We start from the raw sequence: 24,472 nt of genomic DNA, 5'->3' as shown, positions 1-24,472 counted from the left end.
AAAACCATAAATCATGTATTAATGAATACACTCTATCTTTATATACTGTTGCCTTATATACATTCCATAATATAAAAGAAAAACAACTGAAAAAGATATCAGTTGTTTTCAGAAGATAGCTTAGACGAATCTAAATTAATTCCGCCTCCTTCGCTCCAGTAATTACGGAAACGATACTGTTTCGAAGTATCTCTGCATTATACGCCTGGTATGGATCGACATTGAAAACAACAGCATCTGCAATAAAACCTTCTGCAATCTGCCCCAGCTCGTTACCGCTCCCTAGAATGTCAGCAGCGCTTTTAGTAGCAGACTGCCACGCTTCTCTGCGAGTTAAGCCATAATCAATCAACGTATCCAATTCTTGAAGGTTATAACCATGTAATGAGGGTGTAGCATAATCTGTACCGAATCCAATACGAACGCCTTCTCTTTTTGCATAATTAATGGCTTTGGAATGCGATTCAGCAGCGCGGGCAGCTCGTTCGCAAATGATCGGGTTCAACGCTAGAACGCCTTTCGGATCTGCGGCAATGCGATAGATGGATGTAGTAGGTACAAAAGCTACCTCCGAATTAGCAAGTCTCCCTGCCTGATCTTCAGTTAGAAACATCCCATGCTCTATAGATTCCACCCCGGCCTGAATGGACCAGTCTATCGTCACTCCACCCCAGGTATGAACCAGTACCTTCTTATCACGGGCATGTGCATTACGAACAATGAATGCAAACTCTTCTTCGGAAAAGATCGGATCTACGACTTTCTCGGTGGGTGCCCCAAGACCGCCTGTGGCCATGATTTTTATCCAGCCCGCTCCTGTAGCAAAGATTTGCGCCATCCGTTGTTCCAAATGCTTAAGTCCACGGGCATCTGCTGCTCCAAGCATATCGCTGCTGGTATGCACTCTTAAAGGCTGCTGATACTGCTGAACAAGATGCTGCACTGTGCTTGGCACAATTCCGCCTGCATCCCGTACAGTCGTTACACCCGTCCTTAGAGTAGCCTCAAAGGCTTGTGCCTGCATGGCTTCGATCTGCTGGGAGTCGCGCTTCAATTGGTCCGCATGATCAAAGTCTGTCCAAGCAAGATGCGTATGAAGATCAATTATACCAGGACTTATCCATAGTTCTGTGCCTGTAGGAGTTGAATTATTTTGTTGCGACTCCGCTTCAGTAATAGATGAAAAATAGCCATCCTTGATCACAACATCAAATCGTTTACCTTCGATGCCAGCTATATGAATATCCTTGAATGTATGCAGCTCTGGATGCTTATGGATCATCTTCATTCCCCCCAAGCCAGCCGAACAGCATGTAATGCCTGATCAGGGTCCTGTTTCAATAACTCAGCAAGCGTTGATATGGCTTCCTCCACACTTTTCCGAGCAGCATTTGTTCCGAAATGATTGATCCGCAAAAGATGGCCAAATAATTCTCCGTCTCCTGGAGCCACAATGCCTATAGGTTTTTCGATCTGCAAATCTTGCTTTCCAGCAATCCGAACCGTTGTAGTCAGTGTAGAATAATGTCTGCTGTCCTTTTGCCAAGGCTCAAGCCCCAAGGATTCTATACCAGCTAATGTAGCAGCTGCAGCCCTTTCATGACGCTGAATGATTTGCTCCAATCCCTCTTCTTCAATTCGTGTCAAGGCCAGGATCAGAGCTCGAGCCTCTAAAGTAGGGATATTTGGAGCAACCCGTAGCGGCGCAGTGCCATCCAGCGAAGGTTTGAGATCCAGCAAGGACAGAATGGAGTTACGCGGTGCATTTTTATTAGACTCAAGAAATTGCCAGCCACGTGGTGAAATACTGACGGCGCTAACACCGTTAGGTCCAGCCAAGGCTTTTTGTGCGCCTATCACAGCAAAATCAACTCCCCATTCATCGACCAGTAACGCCTCTCCCCCAACCGCAGAAACTGAGTCCGTCACAGTAATGAGATTGAACTCCTTTGCAATCTTAAATATTTCTTTAGCCGGATTAGAACCACCTGTAACTACTTCAGCCTGAACAAAGGAAAGGGCACAAGGGCTAAACTCTTTAATTGCGGAAGCAACTTGGTCGCCAGTGACCACTTCATCAAAAGGAACCTTTACTTCAATAACCGTTGCTCCTCCCCGTTCAAGCCACTTTCCAAATAGACTTCCATAGGGACCTGTTACTATATTTACAATGGTTCGACCAGGCGCGGCTATTCCTGCAGCCACTGCCTCGATCCCCAGAATTGCCTCAGCTGGGATGATAACTGGTGGGTGCTCAGTAAACAAGATAGTAGAAATCAATTGTGTAAGCTTATTGTACTCATCCACTGAAAGTGGCACATGTACATTATATTCTGGGCTCATAAGAAACCTCCTGATGTACTTGATTTTGGCATTTTAGGAACTGCCGACAACAGCTCGTAACTGTATTCATGTTTAGGCCGGATGAAGAATTGATCCTTCGGACTCTGCTCCACGAGCTTTCCTTGCCGCATAACTGCTACCGTATCGCTAATTGCATTAATTACTCCTAGATCATGGGAAATAAAAAGCATGGTGAGATTAAGCTCAGCTTTCAGCGTATTGAACAGTTCGAGCACACTAAGCTGCACAGATACATCCAGCGCGCTGGTTGGTTCATCGGCGATCAGGATATTTGGTTCAACGCTTAATGCACGAGCGATCGCTATCCGTTGCCGTTGACCACCTGAAAATTCATGCGGGAATTTATCTAAAGCCTTTTGCTCCAAATGAACCTGGTTCAAAAGCTCTTTACATCTTTGCTCAACGTCCGTACGTCCCACAATTTTATGAAACAATAAGGGCTCGGAAAGAATTTGCCTAATCGAATGCTTTGGATTCAGCGATGCATCAGGATTTTGGAAGATCATCTGGATTATTTTACGCTGCTCACGGCTCCTTTTCTTTTTTAACTCTTGGGTACCTAACAGAATCTTCCCCTCATGTGGGGCAATCAGTCCAGCAATTACTCGCGCCAGCGTAGATTTCCCTGAACCGGATTCTCCAACAAGTCCAAGAGTGGTGTGCTGCTCAAGATTCAAATTGATACAATCCAGTGCAGTAAATCCGCCGTAGTGAACAGTTAAATCTTTTATTTGTAAGGCTAGTTCCATGAGTCTCTACTCCCTTCAAGCTCTGGCAAAGGAAGCACCGAATCAATCAGCATCTGTGTGTAAGGGTCGGATGGATTTTGCAAAATATCAAGGGTAGCGCCATGCTCCACAATCTGCCCTTGTTTCATTACACATAGGCGTGAGCACAAGTTGGCTGCAATCGCGAGATTATGCGTTACAAAAACCATAGCAAATCCCAACTCCTGCTGGAGGTTCGTGATCGTTTCAATAATTTGTCGTTGAACCGTGACATCCAGCGCCGTTGTCGGCTCATCACAGAGAAGAATACCTGGCTTGCACGCCAGTGCCAAAGCGATGACTACCCGTTGACATTGACCGCCTGACAGCTGACTCGGATATCGATCCTTTTTCTTTAAAGAATCAGGGAGACCAAGTCTTTCGAGTAGCTCCAGCGCAATCATTCGTGAAGCCTTTCGACTAACTTTCTGTCTGTAATACACGACTTCAGCCAGCTGATTGACAACCATACAGAGTGGATCAAGCGCACCTCTTGGGTCTTGAAACACCATTGCACTGCTTACGTCACTCTTAATGGTGCCACCTGTCTGTTCAACACCATTTGGAAGTAGTCCCAGAATTGCACGCAGCGTAAGCGATTTTCCTGAACCCGACTCACCTACTAATCCTAGACTCTCCCCTTTGCTCAGCGAAAAGCTAACATTGTTGACTAATCTCTCTTTTGACTTCGCTGCCAGCGATAGTGCGTTTATTTCTAAAATGGGCTCTTTAGACATCATTTTTTCCTCCATATGTCTGCCAAACCATCACCTAGGAGCGACAAAGCTATTCCGGTATACACTACTGCAAATCCTGGGACAGCTGAGAGCCACCAAGCTGTAGTGATGAATGGCTGTCCATCTGAGATCATAGTTCCCCAGTCTGGAGTTGGCGGTGTAATACCGATCCCAAGATACCCCAGTGTAACAATGGCAACAAGCAATCCAATCATGTCTGTCATAAGAACGACCACGGCTTGCGGAAGCACATTGGGCAGCAGATGACGCAAAATAATTTTCACTCCGGGTAGCCCTAAGGTTTGAGCGGATGCCACCCATTCCTGATTGCGAAAAGATGCGCTAAGACCTCTCACTACACGGGCAAAAACAATCCAACCTACAAGGATAAAAGTAATATAAATGCCTCGTTCTCCTGCTCCACTGGCAAAAGCAACGATAATGACGATTAGATAAAAAGGAAAAGCGATCAACGTATCTGACAGCAGCGTAATAACTGTATCAATCCATTTGCCGTAATATCCTGCTAGCATTCCTAGGAACACACCTATGCAAAAGGGAATGATTTCTGCCAAGACCATGATTTTTAAATCAGTCCTCGCAGCATAAATCAATCTAGTAAACAGATCACGTCCCAGCTGATCGGTTCCTAGCCAGTGTTCAGCCGACGGAGGCTGCAGAAAGGCGCTCAAATTTTGCTCGGAGGGATCATAGGGACTTATAAACGGTATGAACACAGTCAAGAGAATAAGAGCTGCAAACATAATCAATCCCACTAGAAGTGAAGGGGTATTCCATATTCGTTTTAAGCCGCTAGTCATTTTGCCAGCCTCATACAATCGTGGTTCTAGTCTTATCGTTTTCATTGTTTTCCCTTCGTTCTGGGATCAAGCCACCAAGAAATGATTTCAATCAAGAGACTGATGATCACAACAGCTAGCGCACAGTAAAGTGCTATTCCTTGAATAACTGGAAAGTCCCGTTTCGAAATTGAAGTGAATAACAAGCTGCCAATTCCCTTTATTCCAAACACCTGTTCAACGACCAATGTGCCGCCGATTAGATATGAAATATTCACACCCATCAGCATCAGTGTTGGAAGAGCCGAATTGCGCAGCACATGTTTAAATAAAATAACCCTGCTTGGTATTCCGGCAGCCTTAAGTGTAACTACAAAATCCGATTCTAACACTTCAAGCATCTGCGCTCTTAACGAACGGACCAGCGTAGGAATCTGTGAGAAAGCAACGGTGATTGCCGGAAGTGCAAGACTGTGCAAAGTTCCAATCCACCCTTCACTTACTCCCCCAACAGGGAACCAGCCAAACCGGACACTAAAGAGCAAAATTAAAAGTAAGCCAACCCAGAAGATTGGCATACCCAAAGTTATTGTAGGAAAAATACGTATTAAATGATCCAGCAGTTTATCCTTATGCGTAGCTGCTACTGTAGCAAGCAGAAGTGATACGAAAATCGCCAACACACACGCCATTACTATGAGCAACAAAGTGACAGGGGCTCTCTGCATAATCAACTCTCTTGTTGATGTACCCATAACAATGGAGTTTCCAGTATCCCCCTGAGTAAATAGCGTCTTCAAAAATCGCATGAACTGCTCCCATAAAGGGAGGTCCAGCCCAAGAGTATGATGCATACTCTTGAGCGCCTCAGGGGTACTGTATTCTCCCAATATCATTTTAGCTGGATCTCCAGGCACAATTCGGATGATGAAAAAGACTGCTATCATTACGCAGCAGATCACTGCCAGCGCCTTTATAAGTGATATTACAAGCCAGTTGTAAGAGTCCTTGCTTCCTCTAGGTTGATTTAACACCTGCTTAAGATTCGTCATTGGCTGATGCGGACATCTTCGAAACGGGCGCTGCCGTTAGGTAGAACAACAAGGCCATCGACTGAAGAACGAATACCTTTCAAAACATCTGGATAATAAAGCGGAATATACGGCACTTCATCAGCAAGTGTCTGCAGCAGCTTAGTATAGATTTGTGCGCGAGCATCGCCGTCCGCTGTTTTTTGGCCCTCATATAGCAGCTTCGTTACTTCATCATTCGTATAATGCGTCCAATATGATTTGCTGAAGCCTTCCGGATCAGTTTGAAAAGCAATAATCGAGTTCGCTTCAGGGGAGTCGGCTTGACCGCTGTTGAGCATTGCGGCGAAATCATATGCAAAGAACCGTTCACGGAAAGTAGCAAGCTCAATCGACTCAATTTCAATTGTAATCCCGATCGTTTGACCCGCTGCCTGAATAATTTGCGCCTCTTGCGCTCTTGTACTATTGCCGGAGGCTACAAGTAATTTGGTAGTGAATCCATTAGGGAAGGCAGATTTAGCAAGCTCTTCCTTCGCTGCCTCGACATTGAAGTTCAGAGCCTTGATTGTATCATTGGAGTTATAAGGAATCGTTGTTGGCAGTAATGAGTTTGCCGTTTGTGCATAACCAAACGTTAATGCTTTGGTCAAGCCTTCACGATCAAGTGCCAGAGCCAGCGCGCGGCGAACATGCACATCCGAGAAATGTTCATCCAGCGTATTAAAGAACAATTGCTCTGTCACCCAACTGCCGTTAGTAATTACTTTAGTGTCAGCTCCATCTTTGATCTCATTGGCATTTTGCAGCGCTAAAGATTCAATAGCATTAACTTCCCCAGCCTTCAGCTGGTTGATTGCTTGGCTATCGTCCTCAATTAACTTATAAACAAGCTTATCAATATATGGTTTACCTTCTTGCCAGTAGAATTTGTTCTTAGTGAAGGTCAGATCACCTGCAGTATCCCATGTTTCAACTACAAAAGGTCCCGTTCCGATGGGCTTCTTAAAGAATTCTTCTTCGGAAGCTCCACCAAAATTGTTAGGCAGGATGCCATTTGAGAAATTGGATAGCTCTGAGATAAATGGTGTATAAGGCTCTTTAAGTGTAATAACAAGCGTTTTGTTATCCTGCGCCTTAATTGTGCCGACCTTTGCCGATATTGCCAGCGGGCCGCCAACCTTCAAGTGCCGCTCAAGGGAGAATACAGCATCTTCTGCAGTCACATCCGTACCGTTTGAAAACTTTACGCCGTCGCGAAGTTCAAAAGTATACGTCAGGCCATCCTCACTGATACTATGTGACTTCGCAAGCCAATCTACAATTTCACCCTTGCTGTCAAAAGCAACTAACGATTCAAATACTTTGTCGATTGCAAAAGCATTGTTGGACGTAATCTGGTTATGCAAATCCAACGAGGTTACAGATGCAGGCCGACCATAGATGAAGGTTCCTCCTACTGCCGGCTCTGCCGCTTGAGGACTCTGAGTTGCTGTTGCTGGACTCGCACTTTCCTGCGCATCTTTATTTGAAACAGCCTTATTATTAGATCCCGAGCATCCTGCAATTACCATCAATAGCAAAACTGCTATCACCCCCAACAGAACCGGTTTCTTAACAGATACATTAAAATATGACATAATCCGCTCCCCCTATAATTCTTATATGTTTAGTATGAATTGTATTATGGATTAATCAATGTGGTCTGTCAAACAAAATTTAAATCTTAACAATCCGTTAAGTAAATAGACATAACAAAAAGACCACTGTCGATTACTCAACAGTGGTCTTGCGTGCTTGGCAACGTCCTACTCTCCCAGGACCCTTCGGTCCAAGTACCATCGGCGCTGGAGGGCTTAACGGTCGTGTTCGGGATGGGTACGCGTGGAACCCCTCCGCTATCGCCACCAAACGGGCATTTACAGCGTAAATGCTCAGACTTAATCGCCTGAAAACTGAATCCGAATTGAATTTGCATTTTAAGTATAGGATAAGCCCTCGACCGATTAGTATTGGTCAGCTCCATGCATTACTGCACTTCCACCTCCAACCTATCTACCTCGTCGTCTTCAAGGGGTCTTACTAATTGGGAAATCTCATCTTGAGGGGGGCTTCACGCTTAGATGCTTTCAGCGCTTATCCCGTCCGTACGTAGCTACCCAGCCATGCTTCTGGCGAAACAACTGGTGCACCAGCGGTACGTCCATCCCGGTCCTCTCGTACTAAGGACAGCTCCTCTCAAATTTCCTGCGCCCACGACAGATAGGGACCGAACTGTCTCACGACGTTCTGAACCCAGCTCGCGTACCGCTTTAATGGGCGAACAGCCCAACCCTTGGGACCTACTTCAGCCCCAGGATGCGATGAGCCGACATCGAGGTGCCAAACCTCCCCGTCGATGTGGACTCTTGGGGGAGATAAGCCTGTTATCCCCAGGGTAGCTTTTATCCGTTGAGCGATGGCCCTTCCATGCGGTACCACCGGATCACTAAGTCCGACTTTCGTCCCTGCTCGACTTGTAGGTCTCGCAGTCAAGCTCCCTTATGCCTTTGCACTCTTCGAATGATTTCCAACCATTCTGAGGGAACCTTGGAACGCCTCCGTTACTCTTTAGGAGGCGACCGCCCCAGTCAAACTGCCCGCCTGACACGGTCCCCGTACCCGATTAGGGTACTAGGTTAGAACCTAGATACGATCAGGGTGGTATCCCAACGGCGCCTCCACCGAAGCTTGCGCTCCGATTTCTACGGCTCCCACCTATCCTGTACAGATCGTACCCAAATTCAATATCAAGCTGCAGTAAAGCTCCATGGGGTCTTTCCGTCTTGTCGCGGGTAACCTGCATCTTCACAGGTATTAAAATTTCACCGGATCTCTCGTTGAGACAGCGCCCAAGTCGTTACGCCATTCGTGCGGGTCAGAATTTACCTGACAAGGAATTTCGCTACCTTAGGACCGTTATAGTTACGGCCGCCGTTTACTGGGGCTTCGGTTCATAGCTTCGGGTTACCCCTAACCACTCCCCTTAACCTTCCAGCACCGGGCAGGCGTCAGCCCGTATACTTCGCCTTGCGGCTTCGCACAGACCTGTGTTTTTGCTAAACAGTCGCTTGGGCCTTTTCACTGCGGCCCCCTCGTGCTATTCACACTACCGGGGCACCCCTTCTCCCGAAGTTACGGGGTCATTTTGCCGAGTTCCTTAACGAGAGTTCTTCCGCGCGCCTTAGAATTCTCTTCTCGCCTACCTGTGTCGGTTTGCGGTACGGGCACCTTCTCCTGGCTAGAGGCTTTTCTTGGCAGTGTGAGATCATGACCTTCGCTACTGTAATTTTCGCTCCCCATCACAGCCCAGCCTTAACGATGTGCGGATTTGCCTACACATCAGCCTCACTGCTTAGACGGACATATCCATCAGTCCGCGTCACTACCCTCCTGCGTCACCCCATCGCTCATAGCGGATTACGGTGGTACAGTAATTTCAAACTGTTGTCCTTCGACTACGCCTTTCGGCCTCGCCTTAGGTCCCGACTTACCCTGAGCGGACGAGCCTTCCTCAGGAAACCTTGGGCTTTCGGCGGATCAGATTCTCACTGATCTTTTCGTTACTCATACCGGCATTCTCACTTGTATGCTGTCCAGCGCTCCTTACGGTACACCTTCAACCCACATACAACGCTCCCCTACCCCAGATACATACGTATCTAGCCATAGCTTCGGTGGTGTGTTTAGCCCCGTTACATTTTCGGCGCAGAGTCACTCGACCAGTGAGCTATTACGCACTCTTTCAATGGTGGCTGCTTCTAAGCCAACATCCTGGTTGTCTGTGCAACTCCACATCCTTTCCCACTTAACACACACTTGGGGACCTTAGCTGATGGTCTGGGCTGTTTCCCTTTTGACAATGGATCTTAGCACTCACTGTCTGACTCCCGGCAATAAGTATATGGCATTCGGAGTTTGACTGAGCTTGGTAATCCTTGCGGACCCCGCACCCAATCAGTGCTCTACCTCCACTACTCTTATACCGAGGCTAGCCCTAAAGCTATTTCGGGGAGAACCAGCTATCTCCGAGTTCGATTGGAATTTCTCCGCTACCCCCACCTCATCCCCGCATTTTTCAACATGCGTGGGTTCGGGCCTCCAGTGCGTGTTACCGCACCTTCACCCTGGACAGGGGTAGATCACACGGTTTCGGGTCTACGTCCACATACTAAATCGCCCTATTCAGACTCGCTTTCGCTGCGGCTCCGTCTTCTCGACTTAACCTTGCATGTTAAACGTAACTCGCCGGTTCATTCTACAAAAGGCACGCCATCACCCATAGATAGGGCTCTGACTTTTTGTAAGCACACGGTTTCAGGTTCTATTTCACTCCCCTTCCGGGGTGCTTTTCACCTTTCCCTCACGGTACTGTTTCACTATCGGTCGCCAGGTAGTATTTAGCCTTAGCAGATGGTCCTGCTGGATTCATACGGGGTTTCACGTGCCCCGCACTACTCGGGATCCGTCTCGGAGAGAACACAGTTTAGGCTACAGGGCTTTTACCTCTATCGCGGGCCTTTCCAGACCTCTTCGCCTACCATATTCCTTTGTAACTCCATGTGAGACGTCCCACAACCCCTAAGAGCAAGCTCTTAGGTTTAGGCTGTTCCGCGTTCGCTCGCCGCTACTGACGGAATCACTATTGTTTTCTCTTCCTCAGGGTACTTAGATGTTTCAGTTCCCCTGGTCTGCCTCTACATCTCCTATGTGTTCAGAGATGAGTAACTGCGAATTACCACAGCTGGGTTTCCCCATTCGGACACCCCCGGATCAAAGCTTGCTTACAGCTCCCCGAGGCAGTTTCGTTGTTCGCCACGTCCTTCGTCGGCTCCTGGCGCCTAGGCATCCTCCGTGTGCTCTTATTAGCTTAACCTTGATTTTTCCGCAGGAAAATATCATACAATGACATCTCTTTTGGAATCATCTCACTAATAACATTTACTTGTTTGCACAAGTTGCTAAAAGATGTTCTAAAACGCAAATTCGTTTCGGTATCCAGTTTTCAAGGATCAAGTCTTGCTTGAGAGCTTAAACTCTCAAAACTGAGCAACGAGTGAGTAACAGGCCTAAACCTGAGATTTTGGAAGTTTAACTTCCGATTTGAATGTCTTCATTGCAGAAGACGATTCTCCATAGAAAGGAGGTGATCCAGCCGCACCTTCCGATACGGCTACCTTGTTACGACTTCACCCCAATCATCTACCCCACCTTCGGCGGCTGGCTCCCTTGCGGGTTACCCCACCGACTTCGGGTGTTGTAAACTCTCGTGGTGTGACGGGCGGTGTGTACAAGACCCGGGAACGTATTCACCGCGGCATGCTGATCCGCGATTACTAGCAATTCCGACTTCATGCAGGCGAGTTGCAGCCTGCAATCCGAACTGAGACCGGCTTTGATGGGATTGGCTTCACCTCGCGGTTTCGCTTCCCGTTGTACCGGCCATTGTAGTACGTGTGTAGCCCAGGTCATAAGGGGCATGATGATTTGACGTCATCCCCACCTTCCTCCGGTTTGTCACCGGCAGTCACTCTAGAGTGCCCAACATTACTTGCTGGCAACTAAAGTTAAGGGTTGCGCTCGTTGCGGGACTTAACCCAACATCTCACGACACGAGCTGACGACAACCATGCACCACCTGTCTCCTCTGTCCCGAAGGCCGCCACTATCTCTAGTGGATTCAGAGGGATGTCAAGACCTGGTAAGGTTCTTCGCGTTGCTTCGAATTAAACCACATACTCCACTGCTTGTGCGGGTCCCCGTCAATTCCTTTGAGTTTCAGTCTTGCGACCGTACTCCCCAGGCGGAGTGCTTACTGTGTTAACTTCGGCACCAAGGGTATCGAAACCCCTAACACCTAGCACTCATCGTTTACGGCGTGGACTACCAGGGTATCTAATCCTGTTTGCTCCCCACGCTTTCGCGCCTCAGCGTCAGTTACAGCCCAGAAAGTCGCCTTCGCCACTGGTGTTCCTCCACATATCTACGCATTTCACCGCTACACGTGGAATTCCACTTTCCTCTTCTGTACTCAAGTCACCCAGTTTCCAGTGCGACCTCAGGTTGAGCCCAAGGTTTAAACACCAGACTTAAATGACCGCCTGCGCGCGCTTTACGCCCAATAATTCCGGACAACGCTTGCCCCCTACGTATTACCGCGGCTGCTGGCACGTAGTTAGCCGGGGCTTTCTTCTCAGGTACCGTCACTCCGATAGCAGTTACTCTACCGGACGTTCTTCCCTGGCAACAGAGCTTTACGATCCGAAAACCTTCATCACTCACGCGGCGTTGCTCCGTCAGACTTTCGTCCATTGCGGAAGATTCCCTACTGCTGCCTCCCGTAGGAGTCTGGGCCGTGTCTCAGTCCCAGTGTGGCCGTTCACCCTCTCAGGTCGGCTACGCATCGTCGCCTTGGTGGGCCGTTACCCCACCAACTAGCTAATGCGCCGCAGGCCCATCCCTCAGTGACAGATTGCTCCGTCTTTCATTCTTCCTTCAGGAGAAAAAAGAAATTATCCGGTATTAGCTACCGTTTCCGGTAGTTATCCCAGTCTAAGGGGCAGGTTGCCTACGTGTTACTCACCCGTCCGCCGCTAAGTCATTTTGAAAGCAAGCTTTCAAAATGACTCCGCTCGACTTGCATGTATTAGGCACGCCGCCAGCGTTCGTCCTGAGCCAGGATCAAACTCTCCAATTAGTATTGAAAAGAGCGATATGCTCATTTTGAAACATCTGACGAGAAAATTAATTCTCTAATTTTGGATATCACTTTCGTGATTTCCTACTCACTCGTTGTTCAGTTTTCAAAGATCAAGTTCTCGTTGTCGCCGTTTAATGTCTCAGCAGCAACTCTTATACTATATCATGTTCAGCCGTTTAATGTCAAGCTCTTTTTTTACTTCTTTTTCGAGCTCGGCATGTGTGTTTCTCGGCCAGAAATAGAATATATCATGTATAGAGATTCATTGCAACACTTTTTTTTAATATAATCTATAAATAAGAGACTGTGCTATCAATCACCCTTTATATATTGGTATATACCTGTTAGCACAGTCTCATTTATGCAGTCTCTTAATACTTCCTTCTCTAAGCAATGATCTCCTGAATATACAATTCTCGCTCCAACATTAGGTTAACAATCGTACCCTCTACCTTAATCATAGGACGTGTTGGATTAGCACGGTCAGTAAATATGATCTCTCCATGACGTCCATCGCTCAGACGTATTCTGGTTCCATTAAACAAATCGGTACTCTTCTGTATAAAGGTCTGTACAACGACTGGGTCGAGCTTACCGAAGCTTTCTGTCATTATCTGCTCTAACACTAAATAAGGAGACTGTGCTTTTCTATAGGCCCTTTCTAGGGTCATAGCATGGAATATATCTGCTACCGCAACTACTTTAGCGTAAAAATGAATCTGGCTACCTTCTAGCTTAAGTGGGTAACCAGACCCGTCAACCTTCTCATGATGCTGCAATGCTGTTAGTCTTACCCCTTCATTAATCGCTGTAACATTACGCAACAATTGATAGCCATATGTAGTATGTCTGCGAACCTCTTCTATTTCAGCACTATTAAGTGACTCCGGCTTATGTAAAAGAGAACTATCTACTTTTGCGTTTCCAATGTCATGTAGTAATCCAGCAAAAGCGATCTGCATCCAATCCTTTTGCGGATACCCGCACCACTGAGCGATCTTATATGATGTTAACGCGGACAGCACGGCATTGTGATAGTTGTAATCCTCGTCTTTTAGCGTACGTGGAGAAAACTTCAACACATGATAATCCTTCAAATGACTAATTAGTAACTCTAATTGACTCCGCAACTCAAAAATAGGAAGTGAAGCTGCCGTTACCGAACGATAGCTAGTCCTAATAAGTGCGATCATTTTTTCATATTCATCATGTAGTGGGGAATTGTTCTTGATCAGCATCGATTCATTTATAATCGCTCCAGCTTTAAGTGCTGTCTGCTTGGCGTTTTTTTTGACAGTATCAGAGTTGGCCTCTCCCTGAACACCTTCGATCTCCACTTGCCCAACCAAAAAAGCTTCTAAAATTTCTAGATCACGGGGGAGTAGTATCTTTCCCTTGGTGAACAAAATTCCCCCCAAAGGTGTAATTACATCTTTGGTTATCTTTGAGCCCGCTTTAACTTCTCCAGCCAATACACTTGGCATATACTCAGCCCCTTAATTTCTATAACAATAAGCTCAGGATTACCGAAATCTAATATGACAGATAATTTCTGAGAAAATAGTACTTTATATACTGATTTATACTCTATCGGCTAATTATAGTACGGATAAAAGGAAGCGACTAGTGAAATGAAAACTATTCTTATAAAAATCCTCATTAAATTTCATTAAATAACTAGCTATTAATTAATCACAGCAAAAAGAGCAAGGGTCTCTGTAATAGAAGCCCTTGCTCTTTATTGAATAAAACCTACTCTAAATTATCTTCTTGATCCTCAGCGATTGTTTCCGGTTGATCAATATCACCAGATTCATCTACTGTTACTTGTTCCTCGAGGCCTTCCATATCTTCAGACAATTCGTCCTCTTCGTTCTTATCTGCTCTGCACAGAGTAGCCACAGCATCATCCTCGCGGATGTTAATTAGCTTAACCCCTTGCGCATAACGACCCATAGTAGAGATTCCATCCATGCTGGTACGAATCAAGGTACCGCTTGTAGTAATGATCATTAAGTCTTCATCGTTCTTAACGACTTTTAGACCAACTACAGGGCCATTCTTCTCAGTGAGATTAATGGTCTTGATTCCTTTACCACCACGAGTCTGGGAACGATAGTCACCGGCTGGTGTCCGTTTACCATAACCCTTGCTAGTAACAATCAGAACCTCAAGCTCCTTATCGACACAATCCATACCGATGACATGGTCATTACTATCAAGCGTAATGCCCTTCACGCCTGTCGCGCTACGACCCATAGAACGAACATCATTCTCTGAGAACGTAATCGACATTCCGCGAGCTGTACCGATAATAAGATTTTGCTGTCCATCTGTCAGCTTAACCTCAATTAGAGAATCTTCTTCACGAAGGTTAATAGCGATAAGTCCGCCTTTGCGGATGTTATTGTAATCCTCAAGCGGCGTCTTCTTCACGATACCTTCGCGGGTAGCAAAGAACAAGTACTTGTCACTATCGGTCTCTTCCACTTGGATTACGGCACTAATCTTCTCACCTTGTTCAATTTGAATCAGGTTGATGATTGGTGTCCCACGTGCTGTACGTCCCAGCTCTGGGATCTCATAAGCTTTAATCCGGTATACCTTACCCTTATCGGTAAAGAACATCAGATAGTTATGAGAGTTACTCACGAAGAGATGCTCCACAAAGTCCTGATCCTTGGTGTCCATCCCCATGACTCCGCGCCCTCCACGCTTCTGACTGCGGTAGGTGCTGACAGGTAGACGTTTGATGTATCCCGTATGTGTAATAGTGATAACAACCTCTTCACGCGGAATAAGGTCTTCATCCAGGATACTTTCTTCACCAACGGTAATCTCTGTCCGGCGTTCATCAGAATATCTATCACGAATATCCTGCAGCTCGTTACTGATGATTTCCAGTACAAGATGCTCATTCGCCAAAATTTCACGGTACTCTGCAATTTTAGCTAGCAATTCGTTATATTCATTCTCGATCTTTTCTCTTTCCAGACCGGTCAGACGCTGCATCCGCATATCGAGGATCGCTTGAGCCTGCTCTACACTAAGGCTAAAGGTGCTCATTAATCCCTCACGGGCTATGTCCGTTGTCCGAGAAGCACGAATTAACGCAATCACTTCATCCAGATGATCCAGCGCAATACGCAGACCTTCTAAGATATGAGCGCGTGCTTCAGCTTTTTTAAGATCAAATATAGTACGACGACGAATAACTTCAATCTGGTGCTGCAAATAATGATAGAGCACATCACGCAGATTAAGAATTTTCGGCTCGTTGTTCACGATGGCCAGCATGTTGATACCAAATGTAGATTGCATAGAAGTATGTTTATATAGATTGTTCAACACAACATTTGGATTCACATCACGTCTCATCTCAACAACTACACGCATACCGTTACGGTCAGACTCATCTCGAAGATCCGTTATACCCTCGATCCGTTTCTCACGTACTAATTCTGCGATTTTTTCAACCAGTCTTGCCTTGTTCACCTGATACGGCAGCTCATGCACAATGATGCGAGCCTTACCGTTATTCTCTTCAATCGTTGCCTTTGCACGCATGGTCACTGAACCACGCCCCGTACGATAAGCCTGACGAATACCCTCACGACCCAAAATATATCCAGCCGTTGGGAAATCTGGGCCTTGAATATACTCCATCAATTCCATAGGGGTGATGTCAGGATTCTTAATCATCGCCTGCACACCATCGATAACTTCACCTAGGTTATGCGGTGGAATATTAGTAGCCATACCTACAGCTATACCAGATACCCCATTAACGAGCAGGTTCGGATAGCGAGCTGGTAATACAACTGGCTCATTCTCTTCACCATCATAGTTGGGTGCGAAATCAACTGTTTCTTTGTTCAAATCTCGAAGCATTTCGCCTGCAATCTTGGAAAGACGGGCTTCTGTATAACGCATCGCTGCAGCCATATCACCATCAATCGAACCAAAGTTCCCGTGACCGTCCACAAGCATATAGCGCATAGAGAAATCCTGAGCCATCCGTACCATTGTTTCATAGACGGCTGAGTCACCGTGAGGGTGGTACTTACCGATAACCTCACCGACGATTCTTGCCGATTTCTTATGAGGCTTATCCGCAGACATTCCAAGTTCCGACATCGCAAACAAAATGCGTCGGTGAACCGGCTTGAGTCCGTCCCGCACATCTGGCAAAGCCCGGCTAACAATGATGCTCATTGCGTAATCCATAAAGGATTCACGCATTTCCACGCCAATGTCCCGATCTTTGACTTGTGGGTTATTTTGTTCAGCCATGAGTTGCTGGACCTCCTTCAGTTAAAAAACCGCTACCCTTAATTATATTACTTTCACAAAAGTAGCACAATTAAACATGATAGCCTTTTATCTTCTAATATTGATTTCTTTTGCGCTGATTAGGGTATTCGCCCTTTCCGCAAATGTCTTTAGTACATAGACTGTAAAGACAAGAAACACGGTTTTATTATCCTAGTATCGTTCGATAAGGCATAACCCCATATCCTTATATTATACCATTGTTTAGGTAGCTTGTCCTGATTTTCAGCTGCCAAAGATTATGCTTCTACAGCAAGTTTTGTACAAGGGAATTCCAAAGAGCAAATGCTGCACAAAATTGTTAAGGAGGAAGATAATGAAGATTCAACGAGTCCCAAGTAAATGGGCTAAAACAAAAGTTATCCTTCAAAATCAATCTCTATCTCTATATGTGCCTGATACTCGTAAATATGATTTAAGTGTTCTTAAAGAAATGCTTGCGTTATATGCTATGGTCTATATAAAACCTGATCGCGGAAGCTTTGGTATTGGTGTAATGAGAGCTGAGCAGCGTACGGTGATTTTAAGTCCTAGCCAGCAGAAGACTGAAATGAATGTCACCGCCAATAACGAGGAGAGAGAACAGCAAGAAGCACAGGTCCTATATATTTTAAGATATGCAAAGACGGCAGAAGTTTTCTTCTCCCCCGAAGAGCTGCATGAGGCCTTACAGAAACGAATTCAGAACCGTACCTACCTCGTCCAAAAAGGAATTGATCTCCTGCGTCACCAAGATCGTCCCTTCGACCTTCGAGTTCTTGCCCAAAAGACTCCATCAGGTGCATGGGAAACAACAGGAATGCTCGGAAGAGTAGCTGCCCCTCAGAAAATCGTCACCAATTATCATAGTGGAGGCAGTATTCTGTCAGTAAATACATTATTAAAAAATCATATGAACCCTTCTGAAACACTCTCCACGATTAATCAATTAAAATCTTTAGGCGTACAAATTGCAGGCCAATTGGAAACCACCTATCCAGGAATTAAAGAAATTGGTCTGGATATTGCCATGGATCAACATATGGATATGTGGCTGCTTGAGGTCAACACGCTTCCATCCATTGTTGTATTCAAGTTATTTCCTGATAAATCTATCTATCGTAGAATACACCGCTATGCTGTAGCATACGGACGTGTAAAAGCTAGAAAATCCCCATATACTACCCGCAATAGGCATTATACTAAAGCCTAAAAAATCAGCTCTGAAACCAAAAAAACCTCCAGCATTCTCATTCCGTTAGGAACAGAAGCCGGAGGTTTTATTAAAATATAAGAAAGTATAAGTTTTACACCATACTTTATGTCTTATATTTCTCGCTTAAACGCTTATCGTCCTTATAAGGACGCCGAAGGCGTTATGCTTGAATGTAATTGTTACACATCAAGGTATCTGACGCTCTTCGCATGCTCATGGATAAAGTCACGTCTTGGCTCAACATTATCGCCCATCAGCGTATCAAAGATACTATCAGCGAGCATCGCATCTTCAATCGTTACTTGTAGCATCATACGAGCCTCAGGATCCATCGTCGTGTCCCACAGCTGGGTAGCATTCATTTCACCCAAACCTTTGTAGCGCTGAACATTGACCTTAACATTCTCACCAAAAGAGGCGATAATCTCATCGCGTTCCTTCTCGCTACCTGCATAACGGATCACTTTGTTGCGTTCTATCTTGAACAATGGCGGTTGTGCGATATAGATATAACCTGCATCTACTAGCTTCCGCATGTAACGGTAGAAGAATGTTAACAACAAAGTTCTAATATGAGCTCCATCGACGTCGGCATCCGTCATAATAACGACTTTATGGTAACGAGCCTTCGATAGGTCAAAATCATCACTGATTCCTGTACCAAGAGCAGTAATAATAGCCCTGATCTCGGCGTTGGATAAAATACGGTCTAAGCGTGCCTTTTCTACGTTTAGAATCTTACCACGCAGCGGTAGAATCGCTTGGAAATGACGATCCCGTCCCTGCTTGGCCGATCCACCCGCAGAGTCACCTTCGACGATATACAGTTCGCTGATAGACGCATCCTTGGATGAACAGTCCGCAAGTTTACCAGGTAGTGCACTGACTTCAAGCGCACTCTTACGGCGGGTTAACTCACGAGCCTTACGAGCGGCTTCTCGTGCACGTGAAGCTGAAAGCGACTTCTCAAGGACACGGCGTGATACTGCCGGATTCTCTTCCAGGAATTCCTGCAATTTCTCTCCGAACAGTGATTCTACTATTCCACGGACTTCACTATTTCCGAGCTTAGTCTTCGTTTGACCTTCGAACTGAGGCTCTGGAATTTTGACAGAAATAATGGCTGTCAATCCTTCACGCACGTCGTCGCCAGTCAGATTTGAATTACCATCCTTCAGCACACCCGCTTTACGGGCGTAATCGTTGATAATACGTGTTAGAGCACTTTTGAAGCCGGATTCATGCGTTCCGCCCTCATGGGTATTAATATTATTCGCAAAAGAGTAGATGTTCTCTGTATACGAATCATTATATTGGAGAGCTACTTCAACCTGAATCATATCCCGTGAGCCTTCCACGTAGATTGGTTCCTCGTGCAGCGCTTCTTTTTTCTCATTCAGATATTTCACATATTCAACGATACCACCCTCATATTTGAACACGTTGGTGACATCGGTCCGCTCATCATGCAGTGAAAGCTCAATTCCTTTGTTAAGAAAAGCTAGCTCCCGAATACGAGTAAGCAGTGTCGCATATTCAAAGACCGTGGTTTCAGTAAAGATTTCAGGGTCCGGATGAAAAGTTGTAGTCGTACCTGTCTCGTCCGTGTCTCCAACAACTTTGATCTCATACTGTGGTGCACCACGTCTGTATTCCTGCTGATAAATATGCCCATCACGCTTAACATTAACAACAACCTTCTCAGACAAGGCATTTACTACGGAGATACCCACACCGTGTAAGCCGCCTGATACTTTATATCCGCCGCCGCCGAATTTACCGCCTGCATGCAGTACTGTCATTACAACTTCAAGCGTCGACTTTTTAAGTTTTTCATTTTCACCTACAGGTATGCCACGTCCATTATCGATAACAGTAATCCCGTTATCCTCATGAATAATCACTTGAATCCGGTCACAATAACCTGCTAGGGCTTCATCGATACTATTATCTACGACCTCCCACACCAAGTGATGGAGACCTTTAGAACTAGTGGAACCAATATACATGCCCGGACGTTTCCGGACAGCTTCTAGCCCTTCCAGTACCTGAATCTGGCTCTCATCATATGTCGGTTGATTCATTGACATGCCTTCACCTACTTCTTTCAGATTATCTCTTTGTTACTAAACGCAAGTTATATTTCGAGCAAAATTTTGGCTCTTTTTTTGAGAGTGGAGGAGGAAATGGGGGAGTAATACACGATATTTTTAGTTACGACAATAGATTTTGCTTCCTCTTCACCAATCCGCTCAAGCTTTTTGTCCTGCTCAGAGTGAATGACGAATTGCTTAGACACCTTGGAAGATTTCTCAATCGAAATATCAAATATTGCAATTAACTCCGAAGAGCGAATAATCTTCTCCCCGCCCAAATGAATATACATGATCTTCCTCCGCTCTTTATAACTCCACTTTTCCATCATGAACATGATATAGGCTGGCGCCCTTTAATTTATCGGCATTCAGACCCTCAATCCCGGTAGCGGTAATGAATGTCTGTACCTTGCTTTGAAAGGTTTCAATAAGCTGGGTCTGTCGGTAAGGATCAAGCTCGGATAAAACATCATCAAGAAGCAGCACAGGATATTCTCCGATTTCTTCATGGATCAGCTCGATTTCCGCCAGCTTGAGCGATAAAGCCGTTGTACGCTGCTGTCCCTGAGAACCGTAGACCTGAGCTTCCCTTCCGTTGATAAAAAAGGACAGGTCATCCCGATGGGGACCCGTCAGCGTCATGCCGCGCCTGATTTCTTGTTCTCTCGTTTGTGATAACTTTAACATAAAATTGTCTAATAAGACAGCTTCATCTTCCTCATCCCGATCGCCGAAAGAGGGGACATAGAGCAATTTCAGTTCTTCTCCGCCGTTCGTAATCCCCCGGTGTATGCTTTCAGCCCATATTTGCAGCTTCTTTATGAATTGTTTCCTTTTTTTGACGATTTTAACACCGTGCTCCACAAGTTGAGCATCCCAAATTTCCAAAAGGTCTTTTCCCGCTGCCTCTTTCCCCCACAACTGCTTCAGCAAATTGCCTCTTTGTAAGAGAATTTTTTGATACTGCTGGAGGTGAAATAGATAACTGGGCTGGACTTGGCCAATCTCCATATCGAGAAAACGCCGTCTGATGCCAGGTGTGCCTTTGACTATCTCTAAATCTTCCGGTGCAAACATGACCACATTGAGTGATCCCACAAACTCACTAAGACGTCGTTGTTCTAAACCGTTAATCTTAGCTTTTTTACCTTTGGCAGATAGGGTGAGCTCTAGCTTGAGATCGCCGTACTTCCGTTCTACCTCGGCAATGATCTGAGCAGCGTCTCCAGGGGCATCAAATGAGATAAGTTCGCGATCCTTCGAGGTGCGGTGGCTTTTGGTCATCGCCAGGACGAACAATGCCTCCATGAGGTTTGTTTTGCCTTGGGCGTTCTGACCCAGAATCAGGTTCACATCGCCCAAGCTCTCCAGACGCAGCAGCCCGTAATTCCGATAATGCTGCAGACCGATATTTTTAACAAACACGAAATGGTTCCTCCCCTAGCCTACTCCTCTTTGACTCCTCCGCCTTCAACCTGAAATGTGCCGTTATCCTGCACTTCAATTTGATCACCCGGATAAAGTTTTCTTCCGCGCCGTTCCTCTACTTCTCCGTTAACAAGTACATGTCCTTCTTGCAGCAAAGCTTTAGCCATTCCACCTGTGGATACACAATCAGAAAGTTTCAGGAATTGATCCAGCTTAATATATCCACTGTGGATAAGTATTTTTTTCATGGTTTTTATCCTTTCAGCCACTTATCCACATGTTCATGAATGTTGGCATTAATTTGTTGTACGGTAAGGCAAAATAATATACAAGCTATTGGTTTGATCGAGCGGCTTCAAAATGATCGGACTCATCATTCCTGTAAATGCTATTACAAGCTGCTCACTCTCAATAACTTTTAAGACATCGAGCATATATTTGGAGTTGAAAGATATTTTGAGCGGTTCACCTTTGAAATCAATGACTTCAAGTTCTTCGCGAACTTTACCAAGCTCAGAAGAGCTAGATGAAATTTCAATACCGCCTTGCTCAAGCGTCTGCATGCGCACAATATTGGTTTTTTCTTCACGGGACAGCAAATAAGCACGATCAATCGATTCGCTTAATTTTTTTGTGTCCAAAGTTAGTTCTGTTTTGTAGGTTGTTGGAATAATTCTAGAAGTATCCGGATAAATTCCATCAAGGATCCGTGAATAGAACAGTACTTTGTCGATTTTAAAGAGAACTTGATTGTCCGCAACCACAATATCAACGAGCATATTTTGATCAGGAATAATCTTGCTTAGCTCATTAAGAGTTTTACCGGCGATTACGATATTTGCAAATTGGACATTCTCCGTACCTTCTAGTTTTGCTGCTCTTGTAGCTAAGCGGTGACGGTCTGTCGCTGTAAACTTAAACTCATTATCAGCCAGATTCCACAGTATACCTGTTAAAATCGGAGTTGTCTCTTGGGTAGAAATAGAAAAAGCGGTTTGTTTAATCATATTTTTCAGCAAATCACCTGGCAGGGAGATAGTATCGTTCTCCTCAATACTCGGTAGCACCGGGAATTCTTCAGGGTCTAAACCTACGATCTGAATCTCAGTGGATCCAGAAGAAATATACGTTTGGAATCCTTCTTTAACTTCCATGTGAATCTCTTTGGAGGGCAGCTTCTTAATAATTTCGACGAAAAATTTAGCGGGAAGAACAACACTTCCTGGCTGATCTATCTTCACGATCGTATGGCTGTCATTCTCTGCTGGAATAAACGATTGAATCGAAATATCGGTGTCGCTTGCAGTTAATGTCACGCCTTGATGGCTAACTTCCAGCTTAATACCGGTCAGAATAGGGATTGTTGTTCTACTGGATATAGCTTTGGATACGTGTTGAATGGATTCGTTGAGTTCATTTTTAAGAATGCTTATTTTCATGATTTCACTCCTAGCTGAAAAATTGGGAATTTCGTTGTATTTGTATCTCTTTATTACGCGTCTTTACATGATGAATTATTATAGTTATTTAATAGTATTAGTAGTAGGGGCGTCTAATATGTGGATAACCCTATCAAATAGCATAAAATTAAGCCTACCCACATGTGTATAGATTGTGTATAGGCTCTTTGTTCCTCTTAGGAAGGATTTTTAATTTTCTCCGCAAGATTATTTACCACTTTGTACAACTCCTGATCGACCTTTAATGACTGTGTAATTTTGTCATGCGCATGAATTACGGTCGTATGGTCACGTCCTCCGAATGCCTCACCAATCTTAGGGAGCGAATAATCGGTTAGTTCACGGGAGAGATACATTGCGATTTGACGTGGAAAAGCTACGGCTTTCGTACGTTTTCGCGCTTTGAAGTCTTCAAGGCGTAAATTGTAGTATTCACCGACTTTTTGCTGAATATCAGCGATGGTAATCATCTTAGGCCGGCTGGAAGGAATAATATCCTTGAGTGCTTCAGCTGCCAAATGAGTAGTTACATCCTGGTTAGTTAGCGATGAGTAAGCAACAACCCGGATTAATGCACCCTCCAGCTCACGAATATTGGTGTCAATCTGGTTAGCAATATACATCATGGCCTCATTAGGGATATCAAGGTTCTCTGCCTTCGCCTTTTTGCGCAAAATCGCAATTCGGGTTTCTAGATCGGGTGGTTGAATATCCGTAATCAAGCCCCACTCGAACCGGGAACGTAGCCGTTCTTCCAGTGTGGGAATTTCCTTTGGCGGTCGGTCGCTGGAGATGATAATTTGCTTGCGTTCTTCGTGGAGCGCATTGAACGTATGAAAAAACTCCTCCTGCGTGGACTCTTTTCCAGCGAGGAATTGAATATCGTCAATAAGCAAAATGTCAACGTTACGATACTTATTGCGGAAGCTTTCACCGCGGTTATCACGGATTGAATTGATAAATTCATTCGTGAATTTCTCAGATGAGATGTAAATAACCTTGTTATTCGGGTTATGTTCTAGAACATAGTGCCCAATGGCATGCATTAAATGGGTTTTGCCCAGACCTACACCACCATATAAAAACAAGGGATTGTATGCTTTGGCCGGCGCTTCGGCTACTGCCAGTGAGGCTGCATGCGCAAAACGGTTGCCGGAGCCGATTACAAAAGTGTCAAAAGTGTACTTGGGATTGAGTAGATGCGTTTGCGCTTCTTCTCGTGATACTACGGGAGTGGGAGCGGATTGTTGAACCACAAGCTCAGGCGGCTTGCTTTCTTCAATCACGAATTTTACATCCACTTGTTTCCCAGTGACTTCGTAGACCGTTGCTCCTACTAGTTTGGTGTAGCGACTTTCCAGCCATTCTACTGCGAACGTTGTAGGTGCCGAGATAATGAGAACCTGGGAGTTGAAGGTTATCGCTTTAGTAGCCTTAAACCAGGTATCAAAGCTCGGCTTGCTTAATTTGGTTTGAATAATCGATAAAATTTGCTGCCATAATTCGGAAGTATGGCTGTCCAC

The 24,472-nt window shown here is 45.3% G+C and carries 16 protein-coding genes and 3 rRNA genes; 1 reads left to right on the top strand and 18 read right to left on the bottom strand.

The features are described from left to right. Positions 1-130: 130 nt before the first annotated feature. From MKY19_RS00095 to gyrA, 12 genes are all read right to left on the bottom strand, one after another. A complete protein-coding gene (locus MKY19_RS00095) occupies positions 131-1,282 on the bottom strand; it encodes an amidohydrolase family protein (RefSeq protein WP_339799602.1) in 1,152 nt (383 codons plus the stop codon). Between the two features lie 2 nt (positions 1,283-1,284). Further along, positions 1,285-2,343: an aminotransferase class V-fold PLP-dependent enzyme gene (locus tag MKY19_RS00090; RefSeq protein ID WP_339799600.1), complete on the bottom strand. Its 1,059-nt coding sequence runs from the start codon at positions 2,341-2,343 to the stop codon at positions 1,285-1,287. Further along, on the bottom strand, positions 2,340-3,113 hold the full coding sequence (locus MKY19_RS00085; RefSeq protein WP_076287055.1) for an ATP-binding cassette domain-containing protein: 774 nt from the start codon (positions 3,111-3,113) through the stop codon (positions 2,340-2,342). The genes MKY19_RS00090 and MKY19_RS00085 overlap by 4 nt, the downstream gene beginning before the upstream one ends. After that, positions 3,104-3,871, bottom strand: a complete 768-nt coding sequence (locus tag MKY19_RS00080; protein ID WP_256716449.1) for an ABC transporter ATP-binding protein — start codon at positions 3,869-3,871, stop codon at positions 3,104-3,106. The genes MKY19_RS00085 and MKY19_RS00080 overlap by 10 nt, the downstream gene beginning before the upstream one ends. Then, on the bottom strand, positions 3,868-4,734 hold the full coding sequence (locus MKY19_RS00075) for an ABC transporter permease (RefSeq protein WP_339799597.1): 867 nt from the start codon (positions 4,732-4,734) through the stop codon (positions 3,868-3,870). Before MKY19_RS00075 ends, MKY19_RS00080 begins: the two co-directional genes overlap by 4 nt. Further along, positions 4,731-5,720, bottom strand: coding sequence for an ABC transporter permease (locus MKY19_RS00070; RefSeq protein WP_339799595.1), 990 nt, complete (start codon positions 5,718-5,720; stop codon positions 4,731-4,733). Before MKY19_RS00070 ends, MKY19_RS00075 begins: the two co-directional genes overlap by 4 nt. Further along, a complete protein-coding gene (locus tag MKY19_RS00065; RefSeq protein WP_339799593.1) occupies positions 5,717-7,339 on the bottom strand; it encodes an ABC transporter substrate-binding protein in 1,623 nt (540 codons plus the stop codon). The genes MKY19_RS00070 and MKY19_RS00065 overlap by 4 nt, the downstream gene beginning before the upstream one ends. Before the next feature lie 155 nt (positions 7,340-7,494). Further along, positions 7,495-7,611 (bottom strand): 5S ribosomal RNA (rrf, locus tag MKY19_RS00060). A gap of 74 nt (positions 7,612-7,685) precedes the next feature. After that, a 23S ribosomal RNA gene (locus tag MKY19_RS00055) occupies positions 7,686-10,614 on the bottom strand. Between the two features lie 263 nt (positions 10,615-10,877). Continuing rightward, positions 10,878-12,435 (bottom strand): 16S ribosomal RNA (locus tag MKY19_RS00050). The 16S, 23S and 5S rRNA genes sit together here, the layout of an rRNA operon. A gap of 389 nt (positions 12,436-12,824) precedes the next feature. Continuing rightward, positions 12,825-13,922, bottom strand: a complete 1,098-nt coding sequence (locus MKY19_RS00045) for an HD-GYP domain-containing protein (RefSeq protein ID WP_339268047.1) — start codon at positions 13,920-13,922, stop codon at positions 12,825-12,827. A 268-nt stretch (positions 13,923-14,190) separates the two neighbouring features. Continuing rightward, positions 14,191-16,731, bottom strand: a complete 2,541-nt coding sequence (gyrA, locus tag MKY19_RS00040) for a DNA gyrase subunit A (protein WP_042183783.1) — start codon at positions 16,729-16,731, stop codon at positions 14,191-14,193. 355 nt (positions 16,732-17,086) lie between these two features. Here gyrA and MKY19_RS00035 point away from each other — a divergent pair, with 355 nt between their 5' ends. Beyond that, positions 17,087-17,962, top strand: coding sequence for a YheC/YheD family protein (locus tag MKY19_RS00035; protein ID WP_339799590.1), 876 nt, complete (start codon positions 17,087-17,089; stop codon positions 17,960-17,962). 182 nt (positions 17,963-18,144) lie between these two features. Here MKY19_RS00035 and gyrB read toward each other — a convergent pair whose 3' ends face one another. From gyrB to dnaA, 6 genes are all read right to left on the bottom strand, one after another. Continuing rightward, positions 18,145-20,055 carry a DNA topoisomerase (ATP-hydrolyzing) subunit B gene (gyrB, locus tag MKY19_RS00030; protein ID WP_149644924.1) on the bottom strand — a complete coding sequence of 637 codons (1,911 nt, stop codon included), beginning with the start codon at positions 20,053-20,055 and terminating at the stop codon, positions 18,145-18,147. 47 nt (positions 20,056-20,102) lie between these two features. Next, entirely contained in the window at positions 20,103-20,351 is a 249-nt protein-coding gene (locus tag MKY19_RS00025) for an extracellular matrix/biofilm biosynthesis regulator RemA family protein (RefSeq protein WP_036677731.1), read from the bottom strand. Between the two features lie 16 nt (positions 20,352-20,367). Continuing rightward, positions 20,368-21,486 carry a DNA replication/repair protein RecF gene (recF, locus tag MKY19_RS00020; protein ID WP_042123050.1) on the bottom strand — a complete coding sequence of 373 codons (1,119 nt, stop codon included), beginning with the start codon at positions 21,484-21,486 and terminating at the stop codon, positions 20,368-20,370. A gap of 20 nt (positions 21,487-21,506) precedes the next feature. Further along, positions 21,507-21,737: a S4 domain-containing protein YaaA gene (gene yaaA / locus MKY19_RS00015; RefSeq protein WP_042123047.1), complete on the bottom strand. Its 231-nt coding sequence runs from the start codon at positions 21,735-21,737 to the stop codon at positions 21,507-21,509. Between the two features lie 48 nt (positions 21,738-21,785). After that, on the bottom strand, positions 21,786-22,928 hold the full coding sequence (gene dnaN / locus MKY19_RS00010) for a DNA polymerase III subunit beta (protein ID WP_339244164.1): 1,143 nt from the start codon (positions 22,926-22,928) through the stop codon (positions 21,786-21,788). Between the two features lie 197 nt (positions 22,929-23,125). After that, the gene (dnaA, locus tag MKY19_RS00005) at positions 23,126-24,472 is read right to left on the bottom strand and encodes a chromosomal replication initiator protein DnaA (protein WP_042183777.1); all 1,347 of its coding nucleotides are present in this window, start codon (positions 24,470-24,472) and stop codon (positions 23,126-23,128) included.

Origin of the sequence: Paenibacillus sp. FSL R5-0744 (genome assembly GCF_037972555.1) — a bacterium.
In the GTDB taxonomy this organism is placed as follows: Bacteria; Bacillota; Bacilli; order Paenibacillales; family Paenibacillaceae; genus Paenibacillus_AQ.
Note: the sequence above shows the minus strand (reverse complement) of the source record. Positions and strands in the feature narration are given on the sequence as shown.

Bases quoted from the DNA above. Each gene is read 5' to 3' on its own strand.
- yaaA (WP_042123047.1), bottom strand. From the start codon at position 21,737: ATGAAAAAAATACTTATCCACAGTGGATATATTAAGCTGGATCAATTC.
- MKY19_RS00080 (WP_256716449.1), bottom strand. From the start codon at position 3,871: ATGATGTCTAAAGAGCCCATTTTAGAAATAAACGCACTATCGCTGGCA.
- gyrB (WP_149644924.1), bottom strand. From the start codon at position 20,055: ATGTCAATGAATCAACCGACATATGATGAGAGCCAGATTCAGGTACTG.
- MKY19_RS00045 (WP_339268047.1), bottom strand. From the start codon at position 13,922: ATGCCAAGTGTATTGGCTGGAGAAGTTAAAGCGGGCTCAAAGATAACC.
- MKY19_RS00035 (WP_339799590.1), top strand. From the start codon at position 17,087: ATGAAGATTCAACGAGTCCCAAGTAAATGGGCTAAAACAAAAGTTATC.
- MKY19_RS00090 (WP_339799600.1), bottom strand. From the start codon at position 2,343: ATGAGCCCAGAATATAATGTACATGTGCCACTTTCAGTGGATGAGTAC.
- MKY19_RS00025 (WP_036677731.1), bottom strand. From the start codon at position 20,351: ATGTATATTCATTTGGGCGGGGAGAAGATTATTCGCTCTTCGGAGTTA.
- gyrA (WP_042183783.1), bottom strand. From the start codon at position 16,731: ATGGCTGAACAAAATAACCCACAAGTCAAAGATCGGGACATTGGCGTG.
- MKY19_RS00085 (WP_076287055.1), bottom strand. From the start codon at position 3,113: ATGGAACTAGCCTTACAAATAAAAGATTTAACTGTTCACTACGGCGGA.
- MKY19_RS00065 (WP_339799593.1), bottom strand. From the start codon at position 7,339: ATGTCATATTTTAATGTATCTGTTAAGAAACCGGTTCTGTTGGGGGTG.
- MKY19_RS00095 (WP_339799602.1), bottom strand. From the start codon at position 1,282: ATGATCCATAAGCATCCAGAGCTGCATACATTCAAGGATATTCATATA.
- dnaN (WP_339244164.1), bottom strand. From the start codon at position 22,928: ATGAAAATAAGCATTCTTAAAAATGAACTCAACGAATCCATTCAACAC.
- MKY19_RS00075 (WP_339799597.1), bottom strand. From the start codon at position 4,734: ATGAAAACGATAAGACTAGAACCACGATTGTATGAGGCTGGCAAAATG.
- MKY19_RS00070 (WP_339799595.1), bottom strand. From the start codon at position 5,720: ATGACGAATCTTAAGCAGGTGTTAAATCAACCTAGAGGAAGCAAGGAC.